This window comes from Azospirillaceae bacterium (assembly GCA_028283825.1).
GTDB lineage: Bacteria > Pseudomonadota > Alphaproteobacteria > Azospirillales > Azospirillaceae > Nitrospirillum.
On the sequence record JAPWJW010000003.1, the window covers coordinates 176,727 to 192,613 of the forward strand.

At 67.9% G+C, this 15,887-nt stretch carries 11 protein-coding genes and 1 pseudogene; 10 read left to right on the forward strand and 2 right to left on the reverse strand.

The annotated features are described in order from the left end of the window. Nucleotides 1-32: 32 nt before the first annotated feature. The 4 genes from ftsH (at nt 33) to thiD (ending at nt 5,513) form a co-directional block, all read left to right on the forward strand. A complete protein-coding gene (gene ftsH, locus PW843_12745) occupies nt 33-1,973 on the forward strand; it encodes an ATP-dependent zinc metalloprotease FtsH (protein MDE1147465.1) in 1,941 nt (646 codons plus the stop codon). A gap of 164 nt (nt 1,974-2,137) precedes the next feature. Then, on the forward strand, nt 2,138-3,271 hold the full coding sequence (folP, locus tag PW843_12750; protein ID MDE1147466.1) for a dihydropteroate synthase: 1,134 nt from the start codon (nt 2,138-2,140) through the stop codon (nt 3,269-3,271). 60 nt (nt 3,272-3,331) lie between these two features. Further along, nucleotides 3,332-4,711 (forward strand): phosphoglucosamine mutase, encoded by a 1,380-nt coding sequence (gene glmM, locus PW843_12755; GenBank protein MDE1147467.1) that lies wholly within the window; start codon nt 3,332-3,334, stop codon nt 4,709-4,711. Nucleotides 4,712-4,715: 4 nt separating this feature from the next. After that, nucleotides 4,716-5,513, forward strand: a complete 798-nt coding sequence (gene thiD, locus PW843_12760; GenBank protein MDE1147468.1) for a bifunctional hydroxymethylpyrimidine kinase/phosphomethylpyrimidine kinase — start codon at nt 4,716-4,718, stop codon at nt 5,511-5,513. Between the two features lie 263 nt (nt 5,514-5,776). Here the strand turns inward: thiD and PW843_12765 are convergent, their stop codons facing one another. Next, entirely contained in the window at nt 5,777-7,186 is a 1,410-nt protein-coding gene (locus tag PW843_12765) for a PLP-dependent aminotransferase family protein (GenBank protein ID MDE1147469.1), read from the reverse strand. Between the two features lie 98 nt (nt 7,187-7,284). Here PW843_12765 and PW843_12770 point away from each other — a divergent pair, with 98 nt between their 5' ends. The 6 genes and pseudogenes from PW843_12770 (at nt 7,285) to PW843_12795 (ending at nt 15,214) form a co-directional block, all read left to right on the forward strand. Next, a complete protein-coding gene (locus PW843_12770; GenBank protein MDE1147470.1) occupies nt 7,285-8,100 on the forward strand; it encodes a PhzF family phenazine biosynthesis protein in 816 nt (271 codons plus the stop codon). A gap of 339 nt (nt 8,101-8,439) precedes the next feature. Then, the gene (locus tag PW843_12775) at nt 8,440-10,167 is read left to right on the forward strand and encodes a hypothetical protein (GenBank protein MDE1147471.1); all 1,728 of its coding nucleotides are present in this window, start codon (nt 8,440-8,442) and stop codon (nt 10,165-10,167) included. Between the two features lie 285 nt (nt 10,168-10,452). Beyond that, the gene (locus PW843_12780; GenBank protein MDE1147472.1) at nt 10,453-11,622 is read left to right on the forward strand and encodes a phosphoserine transaminase; all 1,170 of its coding nucleotides are present in this window, start codon (nt 10,453-10,455) and stop codon (nt 11,620-11,622) included. 116 nt (nt 11,623-11,738) lie between these two features. Then, the gene (gene serA / locus PW843_12785) at nt 11,739-13,322 is read left to right on the forward strand and encodes a phosphoglycerate dehydrogenase (GenBank protein ID MDE1147473.1); all 1,584 of its coding nucleotides are present in this window, start codon (nt 11,739-11,741) and stop codon (nt 13,320-13,322) included. A 341-nt stretch (nt 13,323-13,663) separates the two neighbouring features. After that, nucleotides 13,664-13,846, forward strand: a pseudogene (locus PW843_12790) (methyl-accepting chemotaxis protein). Between the two features lie 330 nt (nt 13,847-14,176). Next, complete coding sequence (locus tag PW843_12795) at nt 14,177-15,214, forward strand: GGDEF domain-containing protein (GenBank protein ID MDE1147474.1); 1,038 nt, start codon at nt 14,177-14,179, stop codon at nt 15,212-15,214. Between the two features lie 142 nt (nt 15,215-15,356). Here the strand turns inward: PW843_12795 and PW843_12800 are convergent, their stop codons facing one another. After that, on the reverse strand, nt 15,357-15,695 hold the full coding sequence (locus PW843_12800) for a hypothetical protein (GenBank protein ID MDE1147475.1): 339 nt from the start codon (nt 15,693-15,695) through the stop codon (nt 15,357-15,359). Nucleotides 15,696-15,887: the final 192 nt, after the last annotated feature.

Sequence of the window (15,887 nt, forward strand, 5' to 3'; positions counted from 1 at the left end):
GGACGCGGTTGGTCGAGGAAAGGCTGAGAGACGTGAACAATTTCGGTAAGAATCTGGCGCTGTGGGCATTTATCGGCGTCTTGCTGTTCGTTCTGTTCAACCTTTTTCAGACTTCCACCAATCGGACGACGCAGGCCAGCATCCCCTTCAGCGAACTGCTGGATGAGGTTGAGCGCGGCACCGTCGCCGACGTGCAGATCAAGGGGCCGCAGGTCACCGGCCATTATCGTGACAACCGCACCTTCTCGACCTACGTGCCGCCGGAAAGCAACCTGGTGAGCCGTCTGACCGACAAGAACGTCAAGATCACCGCCGTGCCGGACGACAGCAACGTCCCCTCGCTGCTGAGCTACGTGCTGTCCTGGCTGCCCATGCTGGTGCTGATCGGCGTGTGGATCTTCTTCATGCGGCAGATGCAGTCCGGCGGCGGCAAGGCCATGGGCTTCGGCAAGAGCCGCGCCCGCCTGCTGACCGAGAAGGTCGGGCGCGTCACCTTCGACGACGTCGCCGGCATCGATGAGGCCAAGCAGGAACTGGAAGAGATCGTGGAGTTCCTGAAGGACCCGCAGAAGTTCCAGCGCCTGGGCGGCAAGATCCCGAAGGGCGTGCTGCTGGTGGGCCCGCCGGGTACCGGCAAGACGCTGACGGCCCGCGCCGTGGCCGGTGAGGCCAACGTCCCGTTCTTCACCATCTCCGGTTCCGACTTCGTGGAAATGTTCGTCGGCGTGGGTGCCTCCCGCGTCCGCGACATGTTCGAGCAGGGCAAGAAGAACGCCCCCTGCATCATCTTCATCGACGAGATCGACGCCGTCGGCCGCCATCGTGGCGCCGGCCTGGGCGGCGGCAACGACGAGCGTGAGCAGACCCTGAACCAGCTGCTGGTCGAGATGGACGGGTTCGAGGCGAATGAGGGCGTCATCCTCATCGCCGCCACCAACCGTCCCGACGTGCTGGACCCGGCCCTGCTGCGTCCCGGCCGCTTCGACCGTCAGGTCGTGGTGCCCAACCCCGACGTCGGCGGTCGCGAGAAGATCCTGAAGGTCCACATGCGCAAGGTGCCGCTGGCCCCCGATGTGGACGCCCGCACCATCGCCCGCGGCACGCCCGGCTTCTCCGGCGCCGACCTGTCCAACCTGGTGAACGAGGCCGCCCTGCTGGCCGCCCGTGGTGGCCGCCGTGTCGTCGGCATGGGTGAGTTCGAGGCCGCGAAGGACAAGGTCATGATGGGGGCGGAGCGCCGCTCCATGGTCATGACCGACAAGGAAAAGAGCCTGACCGCCTATCATGAGGCCGGTCACGCCCTGGTCGGCCTGTTCATGCCGGAGAGCGATCCCCTGCACAAGGTCACCATCATCCCGCGCGGCCGCGCCCTGGGCGTGACCATGAGCCTGCCGGAACGCGACAAGTACGCCTATTCCAAGATCGAGCTGGAATCCAAGCTGGCCATGATGTTCGGTGGCCGCGTGGCGGAAGAGGAGATCTTCGGGGCGGAGCAGGTGACCACCGGCGCCGGCAACGACATCCAGCAGGCGACCAACATGGCCCGCCGCATGGTGACGGAGTTCGGCATGAGCCCGCGCCTGGGCCGCGTGCGCTACAACGCCAATGAGCAGGAAGTGTTCCTGGGTCATTCCGTGACCCAGCAGCAGAACATCTCCGAGGCGACGTCGCAGCTGATCGATGAGGAAATCCGTCGCATCATCGAGGAAGCGGAAGGCCATGCCCGCCGCGTCCTGACGGAGCACATCGACGATTTGCACAACCTGGCCAATGCCCTGCTGGAGTATGAGACGCTGTCGGGTGACGAGGTTCGCGCCCTGCTGCGGGGTGAAAGCATCATCCGGCCGGAATCGACCGAGCCGCCGAAGGTGCCGCCGCGTGGTGTCGGCCGCCGCACCTCCGTGCCCACCACCAGCGGCACCACCAGTGCGGAGCCCGGCCCCTTCGGCCCGGAACCCCAGCCCGGTACCTGAAGACCTTATTCCCAGGCGATTGAACGAAACCCCCGGCGGCCCCCAAGGCCCCGGGGGTTTTGTTTTGCGCCGGCGCCGCTGCTGGCCTGCCGCCATGGTGGGTGACGGGGTGGAGAGGGGGCGTCTAGGATCACCGCTGTCGTGACTTCCAGGACAGCCCGCCCATGCTTCCTTCCACCCCCCGGCCCTCCGTTCATCTCGACCCCTGGGTCCCCGCCGGGCCCATCGCGCCCGCGGATGTCCACCTGACGCCGATGGGGCTGTTGTCCGGTCCGCAGGCGGCTGACGGTGTGCCCCTGGCGGGCACAGCCCTGGCCTACACCCAGGTGGAGGTGGCGGTGCGCCGGCCCGACGTCATCGCCCGCAAGGTGATGGACCCGTACGACCTCGGCGCCTGGGCCGCGGTGGTGGGGGTGGCGGAGGCCTTGAATGAGCGTCTCACCGCCCTGTCGACGCCGCGTCCACCCTTCGCCGGCCTGGACCTCGCCCGCCCGCTGGTCATGGGCATCGTCAACGTCACGCCCGACAGCTTTTCCGATGGTGGCGAGTTCGCGGGCACCGATGCCGCCATCGCCCATGGCCGCGCCCTGCTGGCGGCCGGGGCCGACATCCTGGACATCGGCGGTGAAAGCACCCGCCCCGGTGCCGCTCCGGTTTCCCCGGCGGAGGAGGCGGCGCGGGTGGTGCCGGTCATCCGCGCGCTGGCGGGTGATGGGGCGGTCATCTCCATCGACACCCGCCACGCCCTGGTCATGGCGGCGGCGCTGGATGCGGGGGCCGCCATCGTCAACGACATCACGGCGTTGGAGGGCGATCCCGACAGCCTGGCCCTGGTGGCGGCGCGTGGGTGCCCGGTGGTGCTGATGCATATGCGGGGCGACGATCCCCGCACCATGCAGGACGCCCCCAGCTACGCCGACGCCGCCCTGGACGTGATGGACTACCTGCTGGCGCGGGTGGCGGCCTGTGTCGCCGGCGGCATTCCGCGCGACCGCATCGCCGTTGATCCCGGCATCGGCTTCGGCAAGACGGTGGAGCATAATCTGGACATTCTGCGCCACGCGGCGCTGTATCATGGCACCGGCTGCGCCCTGCTGGTGGGCCTGTCGCGCAAGCGTTTCATCGCGGCCCTGTCGCGGGGGGAGGCGCCGAAGGACAGGCTGGCCGGATCGCTGGCCGCCGGCCTTGCCTGTTTCGACCGGGGCACGCACATCCTGCGGGTGCACGATGTGGCGGAGACGGTGCAGGCGCGGGCCCTGTGGCTGGGCTTGCACGGCCGCCAGGCCCCGCACATATGAGGCGAGGGCGGGCTACCGCCTGTGGTTGTTGATTTCGAACTTGGAACGGCGTGGAAGACGATGGCGCGTAAACTCTTCGGTACCGACGGCATTCGCGGCACGGCCAATACCGAGCCCATGACGGCGGAAACGGCCTTGAAGGTGGCGATGGCCGCCGCCTTGCAGTTCCGCCGCGGCAACCATCGCCATCTGGTGGTCATCGGCAAGGACACGCGCCTGTCGGGGTACATGCTGGAACCGGCGCTGACCGCCGGCTTCATCTCCATGGGCATGGACGTCACCCTGGTGGGCCCCATGCCCACGCCGGCGGTGGCCATGCTGACCCGGTCCCTGCGCGCCGACATGGGGGTGATGGTCTCCGCCTCGCACAACCCCTATTACGACAATGGCATCAAGCTGTTCGGGCCGGACGGCTACAAGCTGTCGGATGAGGTGGAGGCCGCCATCGAGGCGCGCATGGCGGAAAGCTTCAGCGCCGACCTCGCCAGCGCCAAGGATCTGGGCCGGGCCCAGCGCCTGGACGACGCCATCGGCCGTTATATCGAACAGGCCAAGGCCACCTTCCCGCGCGGCCTGCGCCTGGATGGGCTGAGGATCGTGGTCGATTGCGCCCATGGTGCGGCCTACAAGGTGGCACCCAAGGTGCTGTGGGAACTGGGGGCCGATGTCATCCCGGTGGCGGTGGCGCCCGACGGCTTCAACATCAACAAGGATTGCGGCGCCACCGCGCCCAAGGCCATGCGCGACGCCGTGGTGGCCCACGGCGCCCATCTGGGTATCGCGCTGGACGGTGACGCTGACCGCCTGATCCTGGCGGATGAGACCGGCGCCCAGATCGATGGCGACCAGGTCATGGCCCTGATCGGCAATGCCAACGCCGACGCCGGCACCCTGCGTGGCGGCGGGGTGGTGGCCACCGTCATGTCCAATTTGGGCCTGGAACTGTACCTGAAGGACCGGGGCCTCGGTCTGGCCCGCACGCCGGTGGGCGACCGCTACGTCGTGGAGCATATGCGCGAGCATGGCTACAACGTCGGGGGGGAGCAGTCCGGCCACATCGTGCTGTCCGACCATGGCACCACCGGCGATGGCCTGGTGGCCGCCTTGCAGGTCCTGGCCGTCATCCAGCAATCGGGCCGGCCGGCGTCGGAGGTCCTGCGGGTCTTCCAGGCGCTGCCCCAGGTGCTGAAGAACGTGCGCTTCGATCCGGCGGGCGGTGCCACCCCCCTGGCCGCCGGCAGCGTGAAGGACGCCATCCGCGAGGGTGAGGCCCGACTGGGCGCCACCGGCCGCGTGCTGATCCGCAAGTCGGGCACTGAGCCGCTGATCCGCGTCATGGCGGAGGGCGATGACCAGGGCCTGGTGACGGCGGTGGTGGACGACATCGTGGCCGCCATCAAGGACGTTGCCCCGGCACCGGCCGCCAAGGTCGCGGAATAAGGCCATGCGCGGCCGCGTCCTGATCGTCGCCGGGTCCGACAGTGGCGGTGGCGCCGGCATCCAGGCGGACATCAAGACGGTGACGGCGCTGGACGGCTACGCCATGACGGCGGTGGCCGCGCTGACGGCGCAGGACACCCACGGCGTCCAAGCGGTGATGCCGGTACCACCGGACTTCATCGCCCTGCAGATGCGCCTGTGCCTGGCCGACATCGGCGCCGACGCGGTCAAGACCGGCATGCTGGCGTCGGCCGAGATCATCGAGACGGTGGCCGATGTCCTGAGCGAGGTGGGGGTGCCGGCCCTGGTGGTCGACCCGGTCATGGCCGCCAAGGGCGGGCAACGCCTGCTGGAGGACCGGGCCTTGTCGGTCGCCATTGAGCGACTGCTGCCCATCACCACCCTGCTGACCCCCAACACGGTGGAGGCCACGGCCCTGACCGGCCTGGAAATCCACAGCCTGGACGACATGCGCCGGGCCGCCGACCGTCTGCTGGACTTCGGCGCCCACGCCGTCCTGGTGAAGGGCGGCCATCGCGCCGGCCCGGTGGTGACCGACCTGCTGGTGACCCCGGGTGGGGAACACACTTACAGCGCGCCGCGTTTTGACAGCGTGCACACCCACGGCACCGGCTGCACCCTGGCCTCGGCCATCGCCTGCGGCCTGGCCCAGGGGCTGGACGTTCCCGCCGCGGTGGCCCGGGCGCATGCCTATGTTCAGGAGGCCATCCGTACCGCCCCCGGTTATGGCCACGGCCACGGGCCTCTGAACCACGCCCACACGGTCAGGCCGTTTCCCTAAACCATCGGCATGAGCCGAAGCTCATGCCGTAGGACGCGACGGCGTCCGCCGCAGTTTTGTGGGGAGCGTCAGCGGACTGCAAAACGAGGATAGCCAAAGCCGCGGATGCGGCTGCCGGCGCCTGAGGAACTCCGAATACCCGGCATGGGCCGAACTCATGCCGTAGGACGCGACGGCGTCCGCCGCAGTTTTGTGGGGAACGGAGTGGGCTGGAAACCGAGGATAGCCAAAGGGCCGGACGGCCCTGCCGGCGCCTGAGGAACTCAAACCAGAGCCTCGCCCATCGCTCCAGGCTCCGCCAGCAGGTTGGCGATGACCCGCAAGCCTTGTTCCAGCACCTCCGGCCGCTCCTGCCCGCCGATGCAGATCCGCACGGCGTGGGGCGTGTCGCCGCGCGCCACGGCGAAGGCATCGGCGGGGGTGACACGCACGCCCCGGCCCAGCAGGGCGCGGGTAAAATCCTCCCGCCGCCACGGCTCCGGCAAGGGTAGCCACAGGTGCGGGCAGGCGGGATCGGAACCGGCGGCGGTCAGCACGCGGCGCGCCAGGGCCTGGCGCTCGGCCACCAGGGTGCGGCGCTGGGCGCAGGCCTCCTCGGCGGCACCCGACAACACGAATTCCGCCGCCAACTCCACGCCCAGCGGGTTGACGCCCAGCAGCGTGGCGCGCAGCAAGGTGCGCACCCGGTCCATCAGGGGGGCGGGGCACAGCAGGAAGCCGGTCCGCAGGCCCGGCATCAGGCTTTTCGACAGGCTGGTCAGGTATAGCACCCGGTCGGGATCCAGGGCTGCCAGCGGTGCGAACCCATCCTCCGTCGCCAGGAAGCCATAGACGTCGTCCTCCACCACCAGGATGCCGGCGCGACGGCAGACATCCATCACCGCCCGGCGCCGGCCCGGGCCCTGGCTGACGGTGGTGGGGTTGTGCAGCCGGGGCATGCAGTAGAGGGCGTGGGCGCCGTGGGCACGGGCCGCCTGTTCCAGCGCGTCCGGCATCAGGCCTTCGCCGTCCATGGCCACCGGCACCAGCCGTAGGTCCAGCAGGGCCGCCAGGGGCTTCACCGACGGGTAGGACAGGCGCTCCACCAGCAGGCTGTCGCCGGGGCGGGTGACGGCGGCCAGGGCCAGGTGCATGGCGTTCTGGCCGCCCGCCGTGGGCAGCAGCCGGTCGGTATCCACCATCATGCCGGTGGTCTGGCTGATCCAGGCCGCACCCGCCTGGCGGTGACGATGGGTGCCGTTGACGGGCGGATAATTCATCAGCGCCGACAGGTCGTTGCGGCCGGCCAGTTGCACCAGGGCCTGGCGCAGGCGATCCTCATTGGGGCGTTGCGCCAGGGCGTTGACCGACAGGTCGATGATTGGCGTCTCGCCCAGGGGCTCCGGCGCCGTTTCCGCCGGCCGCAGGTCGCGCACGAAGGTGCCGCGCCCGACCTCCCCCCCGATCAGGCCCTGGCGTTCGGCCTCGGCATAGGCGCGGGTGACGGTGCCGACGGTGACGCCCAGGCGCCAGGCCAGGTCCCGGTGGGTGGGCAGCTTGGCGCCGGCGGGCAGGGTGCCGCTGCCGATGTCGTCATGCAATGCTGCGGCGATGGCGCGATAGCGGGGGCCGGGACGGGTGGCGATATCGGGCAACCACATGGCGATGCTGGCCTCTGGGGCATCTATTGTCATGATGACAATATGATCATTGATCGGCGTAATCGGGCGCCATATTCGACAAGTGTATCGATTGTCGCCCATCTCGTGTCATGACAAAAAGGAGAGCCGCCATGCGCCTGCCGATCTATCAGATCGATGCCTTCACCGACCGCGTCTTCGGCGGCAACCCCGCCGCCGTGGTGCCGCTGGACGCCTGGCTGCCGGACGCGACGCTGCAGGCCATCGCGGCGGAGAACAACCTGTCGGAAACCGCCTTTTTCGTGCCGCCGGGGCCGGGCGATGACGGTGCCTGGGGCCTGCGCTGGTTCACGCCCCTGGTTGAGGTGGACCTCTGCGGTCACGCCACCCTGGCCACCGCCCACCTGATGATGAACGTCCTGCATCCGGGGACGGCGCGGGTGGTGTTCCGCACGCAGAAAGCCGGCCTGCTGACCGTGACGCGGGAGACCGAGGGGGCGGAGCGCCTGGTCCTGGATTTCCCCGCCCGGCCGCCGCAGGCGCCGGACACCGTGCATGCCGGCCTGGTGACGGCGTTGGGCGGGCCGCGACCGACGGCCATCCTGGCGTCCCGCGACTATCTGGTGGTGTATGAGGACGCGGCCACGGTGCGGGCCCTGGCGCCCGACATGGCGGGGTTGGCGGGCATCGACCGTTTCGCCGTCATCGCCACGGCGCCCGGGGATGAGCCGGGCGTGGATTTCGTCTCACGCTTCTTCGCGCCGGCCGAAGGCGTTCCGGAGGATCCGGTGACCGGCTCCGCCCACTGCACCCTGATTCCCTATTGGGCGGGGCGCCTGGGCATCGACCGGCTGACGGCGCGCCAGGTGTCGGCGCGTGGCGGCGCCCTGGCCTGCCGCCTGGATGGCGACCGCGTGCATATCGGTGGCCACGCCGTGCTGTACCTGGAGGGGCACATCACCGTCTGACGCCACCGTCTATGCCTTTCAGCGGATTGACCTGAACCTATCCGTTTGGTGAGGATGCGGGGCTTATCGCGGAGCGGAAGGGGTATGGCGGCGGCCGGTCTGTCCCCGTCCTCCCCTTATCCTTTCCGGTTCCGCGAAGCCCCTTTGCAGGTAGCTGCCGCCGCCCTTGCCCCCACCTGAACGGTCCGCCATGCCGGTTCCGGAAGGGGTGGTTGCGGACATTGTCGTTTACCGGCGCGAGGGGATGCGTGATGATGCCGGCATACACATAAAAGCGGGCGTTCATGCCGTATTCACTATACGGCAATGCCCCTCTATTTTTTCGGAGCCAGGGTCCCCGTGGATAGGCAGAAGCAACTTGTCGGAACGGTTGAAACCGCTTTCGAACTGCACAGCCTGCACAACGACCAGTGGCTTCTGGTCAAGGAAAGCCCTGACCTGCGCCAGGTGGAACCGGCGGCGGCCATGCTGGTGGACCGGCAGGAGGTGGACGGCGTGCGCATCGTTCGCCGCCGCGATTACCGGGACCACGATTTCAAAAGCCACATCACGGTGCGCAAGCGTCTGCGCCCCGGCGTCGCCGAAACCGATCCGTTGCAGATCGCCAACCCCGGCCGCGATGCCTCCTGGTGCGAACGGTCGGACGATTTCACCGGCGATGTCCAGCGCCAGGTCATCCGCGGCCTGTTCAGCCGCTACCTGGATGAGAATCGCCTGACCCCGCTTGAGGTCCTGAATTACGAAGTGCCGGCCCGGGCGCTGGACAACGCCGGCACCGTGGTCCAGGGCGCCTTGCAGCGCCTGGCCAGCCAGCAGGTGCGCGGCAGCCAGCAGACGGCCGTGTCGCGCATGAAGGAACTGATGGCCATGGTGGAGGACGGGCTGAACCGTCTGCTCACCCGGGCCAAGGCCACGCCTGTGCCGCCGCTGGCGCCGGGCGGCCTGAAGGCGCTGTCGGAAAAGCTGGCCGCCGCCGGCGATCCCATTCCCGGGCTTTATCGGGCCACCGCCGCGTATCTGGCCGGGTCCAAGACCTGGACGGAAAAGCTGGACCGTCTGTTCCGCCTGTTCAGCCCCGACCTGACGGTGCGCGAGATGCGCATCATCGACAGCGTGGCGGCGGAAATCCTGGCCTCTTCCCTGGCTCTGAAGGAATTGGTGGGGAAGGAGGCGGACCGCATCGAACTGGTGCTGAACGCCATCAACCTTTACGTAGGCAAGCTGGGCAAGGTCGACGGCGGCGGGCAGCCGCCGGGCCTGGTCACCCTGTCGGAGCTGCTGGCCCAGGGCGTGCTGCCGCGCACGCTGGCGGAATTGCGCCTGGGCCTGTTGCGCCACCTGCACGCCCGCCTGCCGTTTTATGGCGAGCGCAACATCCAGGATGAGATGCGGGCCCTGGTCCGCATCCTGGATCATCTCAAGGTCACCGCCCCGACCCTGGTGAATGATGAGGAGATCCAGGAGGCCATCGCCATCCGGGCCGACAAGCTGATCCAGCCCGAGGCCATGTCCGACCTGATGGGACAGGCGCGCGGCATCTACGCCAAGATCAACCTGGTGCTGGGCCTGGTGAACATGGCGCCCGGCCGCCATGCCAAGGCCCGGCTGGCGCCTTACCTGCGGTCCCTGATCGTGCCCGACGACATCGTCTGGGACATGGGCTGCCAGGGGCGGCGCATGGACATCATCCGGCCTTTGAGCGAACTGTCCGACCGCATCCAGAACGCCGGCGTGCCGGAGGCGGCCAAGCGCGACATGCTGGACATCCTGGACAGCGCCCTGTTCGAGACGGTGCGGACGGAGATCGTCGGCAACCAGGCCATGGGGTTCGCCGACCGCATGCTGGCCATCATCACCACCTGCGGCAACCTGCCGGAAGGCGGCCGCGCCCGTGCCTTCGCGGGTGAGACGCTGGCCACCGCCCTGCGCCGGCCGGAATTCATCCTCAACTACCTGGAACGCTTTGAAAGTTCGGCGGAACGGCGGGACAGCTACTTCCGCCTGTGCCAGGCGCTGGCCGACAGCAAGCTGGTGCCGGCGGCCCTGATACCCAACGCGGCGGCCTGACGTTTTGGGTTCCCTCAGGCGCCGGGCGTGGCCATCCGGCCACTTGGCTTCCTCGGTTTCCAGTCCGCTGACGCTCCCCTGAAACCTGCGGCGGCCGCGGTCGCGGCCTATGGCGTCGCCAAGGCCGGGCGCCTATCCGTAAGGATGTTACGTACGGCATTCCGACATGGCAGCAATGTATCGCGCCCGCATCGACATGATTGACGTTCTTGCGTGAGGCCCATAAGTTCGGCGGCGGGACACGCCCCCCCAACGGGGCGCAACTATTCTGCAAGGAATAGCATCATGACCGTACCGCCGAAGCCCGAGAGCCGGCCGTCGAATCCTAATTTTTCTTCTGGTCCCTGCGCCAAGCGTCCCGGATGGACGCTGGATGCCTTGAAGGGCGCCCTGGTGGGCCGCTCGCACCGGTCCAAGCCCGGCAAGGCCAAGCTGCAAGAGGTCATTGATCGCAGCCGCGCCCTTCTGAACATCCCGGCCGACTACCGCATCGGCATCGTCCCCGCTTCCGACACCGGTGCCGTTGAAATGGCCCTGTGGTCGCTGCTGGGCGCCCGCGGTGTCGACATGGTCGCCTGGGAAAGCTTCGGCAAGGATTGGGTGACCGACGTCGTGAAGCAGCTGAAGCTGGCCGACGCCCGCACCTTCACCGCCGGCTACGGCAAGCTGCCGGACCTGGCGCAGGTCGATTTCAAGAACGACGTGGTCTTCACCTGGAACGGCACCACCTCCGGTGTGCGCGTGCCCAACGGTGACTGGATCGCGGATGATCGCGAAGGCCTGACCATCTGCGACGCCACCTCCGCTGCGTTCGCCATGGACCTGCCGTGGGACAAGCTGGATGTGGTCACCTGGTCCTGGCAGAAGGTGCTGGGCGGTGAGGCCGCGCACGGCATGCTGGTGCTCAGCCCCCGCGCCGTCGCCCGCCTGGAAAGCTACAAGCCGGCCTGGCCGCTGCCCAAGATTTTCCGCATGACCAAGGACGGCAAGATCGTCGAAGGCATCTTCAAGGGTGAGACCATCAACACCCCGTCGATGCTGGCGGTCGAGGACGCCCTGGACGGCCTGCGCTGGGCCGAATCCGTGGGCGGCCTGAAGGGCCTGATCGAACGGTCCGAGGCCAACCTGGCGGCCGTGGCCGACTGGGCGGATGCCGGCACCACCGCGGCCTTCCTGGCCGACGTGCCCGCCACCCGGTCCTGCACCTCCATCTGCCTGAAGTTCGCCGATCCCAAGTTGGCGACCCAGACGCCGGAAGTGCAGGCGGAAGTGGCCAAGAAGGTCGCTTCCCTGCTGGAAAAGGAAGGCGTGGCGCTGGACGCCGGCGCCTACCGCGACGCCCCCCCGGGCCTGCGTATCTGGGGCGGCGCCACGATCGAGCGGTCCGACATCCAGGCGCTGCTGCCCTGGATCGACTGGGCCTACGCCACGGTCGCGGCCGAACTGGTCGCCTGATCCACGGCTTCGCGTCTTAGTTACGCCTATTCCTGACATACGGCCTGGCGCCGCCCCCTACCCGGAAACCATCCGGACGGGCGGCGCCGGCCCATCCTTTCAAAGGATCCAGAGCCATGCCCAAGGTTCTCATTTCGGACAGCCTGAGCCCCCGCGCCGTCGAAATCTTCAAGGAACGCGGCGTCGAGGTCGATGTGATCACCGGCCTGAAGCCGGATGAGCTGAAGGCCATCATCGGCAAGTACGATGGCTTGGCCATCCGCTCGTCCACCAAGGTCACCAAGGAAGTGCTGGCGGTCGCCACCAACCTGAAGGTGGTCGGCCGCGCCGGCATCGGCGTCGACAACGTGGACGTGCCCGCCGCCACCGCCAGCGGCGTGGTGGTCATGAACACCCCCTTCGGCAACTCCATCACCACCGCCGAACACGCCATCGCCATGATGTTCGCGCTGGCCCGTGAAATCCCGGCCGCCAACACCTCCACCCACGCCGGCAAGTGGGAAAAGAACCGCTTCATGGGTGTGGAGCTGTACGGCAAGGTCCTGGGCGTCATCGGCTGCGGCAACATCGGTTCCATCGTCGCCGACCGCGCCTTGGGCCTGAAGATGCGCGTCGTCGCCTTCGATCCCTTCCTCTCGGCCGAACGCGCCCAGGATCTGGGCGTGGAGAAGGTGGAACTGGACGAGCTGCTGCGCCGCGCCGACTTCATCACTCTGCACACGCCGCTGACCGACGCCACCCGCAACGTGCTGGACGCCAAGGCGCTGGCCAAGACCAAGCCAGGCGTGCGCATCATCAACTGCGCCCGCGGCGGCCTGATCGTCGAGGCCGACCTGAAGGCGGCCCTGGACAGCGGCCATGTCGCCGGTGCCGCCCTGGACGTGTTCGCGGAAGAGCCGGCTAAGGAAAGCATCCTGTTCGGTAACGAGAAGGTCATCTGCACCCCGCACCTGGGCGCCTCCACCACGGAAGCGCAGGAGAACGTGGCCCTGCAGGTGGCCGAGCAGATGTCCGACTTCCTGGTCACCGGCGCCGTGGTCAATGCCCTGAACATGCCGTCGGTCTCGGCCGAAGACGCGCCCAAGCTGAAGCCCTACATGAAGCTGGCCGAACAGCTGGGCGGCTTCGCCGGCCAGATCACCGAGACGGGCCTGAAGTCCGTGACGGTGGAGTATGAGGGCCAGGTCGCCGACCTGAACACCCGTCCGCTGACCGCCATTGTCCTGATGGGTCTGCTGTCGCCCCTGCTGGCCTCGGTCAACATGGTCAACGCCCCCGTCATCGCCCGCGAGCGGGACATCAAGGTGGCGGAGACCAAGCGCGACGATGCCGCCGACTACCAGACCCTGATCCGCGTCGTGGTGCAGACGGAGCGGGCCACCCGCACCGTGGCCGGCACCCTGTTCGGCGGTGAGAAGCCCCGTATCGTCCAGATCGAGGAAGTGCCGATCGAAGCGGAACTGAGCCAGCACATGCTGTTCATCCGCAACGAGGACAAGCCCGGCTTCATCGGCAAGCTGGGCACCACCCTGGGCGATGCCGGCGTGAACATCGCCACCTTCCACCTGGGTCGCACCGAGGCCGGCGCCAACGCCATCGCGCTGGTGTCCGTGGACCTGGAGGTGGGCGAGGGCCTGCTGGAACGCATCCAGGGCCTGCCCAGCGTGGTCCGCGCCAAGGCGCTGCGCTTCTCCGCCTGATCGTTGCGGTTTGTTTGAATGCCAAGGGCCGTCCCGGAGGAATCCGGGGCGGCCTTTTGCATGGCGCACGGCTGGCACGCTTGATCGTTGCGAGAGCGAACCAAATAAAACAACGTCGGATCGCAAGACCTGAATTTGGGCGTAAACCCGCCTGTCCTTATGTGGTATTAAGGGGCGCCGGCTGGGCCGTCCCGGCAGGGGACGCCCGGGCCGCTGATCCAGCGACACCATTCAACCGTCAGGTGCCATCGATGAGCTCCACCTCCTCCCCGTTGAAGACCGAGTTGTCCGCCGCCCTCCAGGAAATCATCCAGGAGCTGGAGCTCCTGCGCACCGAGGTCGAGAAGGTCGGCACCGTCGCTCAGCAGATTGACGCCATCGCCAAGCAGACCAACCTGCTGGCCCTGAACGCCACCATCGAAGCCGCCCGCGCGGGTGAGGCCGGCAAGGGCTTCGCCGTCGTCGCCGGTGAAGTGAAGAACCTGTCGGGCCAGACCGCCGCCGCCACCGCCGAAATCTCCTCGGTGACGCAGAGCCTGACCAAGCGTACCCAGCACCTGCACCACCTGGTTGGCAAGGCGACGCAGCACACCTGACGCCGCCGCCGGTCGCAAGGGGCCCGCGCCGGGGTATGCCCATCGGCGCGGGCCTGTTCTTTTGACCCGGAAGTCGCGCAACCAGAAATTTCGGATAGGCAGGGCCGGTCCGGGTTCCACGACGGTTCCGCGCGCATCGCTTTCTGACTTAGTCTTGCTATCGACAGGGGCGCCCGGTCGGCGGACACGCCGGTCCGGAAGGCTGTCCCCATGGCCCAGGGTGTGGGAGGGTGCGTGCTGTTCGCTGAGGGACCCGAGATGGCCGGCCATCTCGCCGCGCGGGCGATGGACCGCATGGCGGCGGAGCAGGTCGCGCCGCATCCCCACAACTTCACCGTCTGGTACGCCTATGTCAGCGGGCGTTATCCTGACCTGGTGCGGGCGGTGGACATCATCGCCAGCAACGGCCTGCCCTTCACGGAGGAGCGTTGCGCCGAGCTGTACCACAAGTTCTTCGCCGTCGATGACGAGTTGGCGGCCATCCAGCAGATCGGCGCCAAGCTGACCGAGGCGCTGGCCGGTGTCGCCACCACCGTGGTCACGGCCGGCGGCGACGCTGATCGTTTCGGCGCGGCGCTGAACGCCTTCCAGGGCCAGGTCGGCCTGGCCGGTACCCTGGAACAGCTGCGCGGCGTGGTCACCGCCATGACGGAGCACGCGCGACGCGTGGCGGCGCGCAACCAGTTCCTGCAAACGCAGTTGAGCAACAGCACGCGCGAGATTGAGACCATGCGCCGTGACCTGGACACGGTGCGGCGTGAGGCCATGACCGACGCGCTGACGGAACTCGCCAACCGCAAGCAGTTCGACCAGGCCCTGCGTGAGGCGGCGGCCAATGCCATGGAACATGGCCAGCCGATGTGCCTGGCCATGATCGACATCGATTTCTTCAAGAAATTCAATGACGAGCATGGGCACGTGGTGGGTGACCAGGTGCTGAAGCTGGTGGCCCGCACCCTGAAGGACACGGTGCGGGGCCGCGATACCGCCGCCCGCTTCGGGGGTGAGGAATTCGCCATCATCCTGCCCGATACCGGGCTGGAGGAGGCGCTGGTCTTCGCCGAGCGCACGCGTGTCACCATCGCTAACCGGCGCATCGTCAAGCGCACCACCGGCACGGCCATCGGCAACATCACCCTGTCGGTGGGGGTGGCCCGGTACGAGCCGGGCGAATCACTGGTCCGCCTTATCCAGCGCGCGGATGAGGCGCTGTACAGGGCCAAGCATGAGGGGCGCAACCAGGTGCGCGCCCATGTGGGCAGCGCCGGGGCGGCGGCGGAGCCCGCTCTGACTTAGGTATTTGAGTGCTGACTGAATTAGGCCCCGACGGGGCCGCCGCAGTTTTCCGGGGAGCCGTAGGCGGACTGGAAAGCGAGGACAAGCCAAGCCCGCGGATGCGGGCGCCCGGCGCCTGAGGGAAAACGACGGCTAACCCCCATTACCACTTACGTTCCGTCTTCATGTTGCCGCCATTGATGGCGTCCAGGAAAGCGCTGCCGCTGGATTTGCGGGGGGCGCGCAAGCCGCCCTGGGCGCGGGTGGTGGCCACCACCTTGATGGCGGCGTCGGTGGCGTCGGTCTGGATTTGGCGGCGCACGTCCGGCTCCAGCGATTCGAAGGCCTCACGCGCGAAAACCAGGGCGTTTTCCGAGCGGGTTTCCAGAACCTGGCGCAAGGCGTTGGCCGCCATCAGGCATTCCAGGCGTTCCGGTCCGGACAGGTCGTCCAGCACGTCCGCCAGGATGCCGATCGCTTGCAGCGTCTTCGTATCGTTCAAGCGCAGGTTCATCGGTTCGCTCCCCACCCCGCCGATGGTTCCCGAGGTCGGGTCTTTCGGTCGGGGGGCATCAACATGTCGGGTTCATCTTTCCATCATATGAACCACCAGTGCAACGGGATAGGTGGTTTCACCTTCTTGCGTGCCGCGCCCGTTCGGAATGGGCCGGATGGCGGGGCTGACGGCCGCGGA

Bases quoted from the DNA above. Each gene is read 5' to 3' on its own strand.
- PW843_12795 (MDE1147474.1), top strand. From the start codon at position 14,177: ATGGCCGGCCATCTCGCCGCGCGGGCGATGGACCGCATGGCGGCGGAG.
- serA (MDE1147473.1), top strand. From the start codon at position 11,739: ATGCCCAAGGTTCTCATTTCGGACAGCCTGAGCCCCCGCGCCGTCGAA.
- PW843_12780 (MDE1147472.1), top strand. From the start codon at position 10,453: ATGACCGTACCGCCGAAGCCCGAGAGCCGGCCGTCGAATCCTAATTTT.
- PW843_12765 (MDE1147469.1), bottom strand. From the start codon at position 7,186: ATGACAATAGATGCCCCAGAGGCCAGCATCGCCATGTGGTTGCCCGAT.
- thiD (MDE1147468.1), top strand. From the start codon at position 4,716: ATGCGCGGCCGCGTCCTGATCGTCGCCGGGTCCGACAGTGGCGGTGGC.
- folP (MDE1147466.1), top strand. From the start codon at position 2,138: ATGCTTCCTTCCACCCCCCGGCCCTCCGTTCATCTCGACCCCTGGGTC.
- glmM (MDE1147467.1), top strand. From the start codon at position 3,332: ATGGCGCGTAAACTCTTCGGTACCGACGGCATTCGCGGCACGGCCAAT.
- PW843_12770 (MDE1147470.1), top strand. From the start codon at position 7,285: ATGCGCCTGCCGATCTATCAGATCGATGCCTTCACCGACCGCGTCTTC.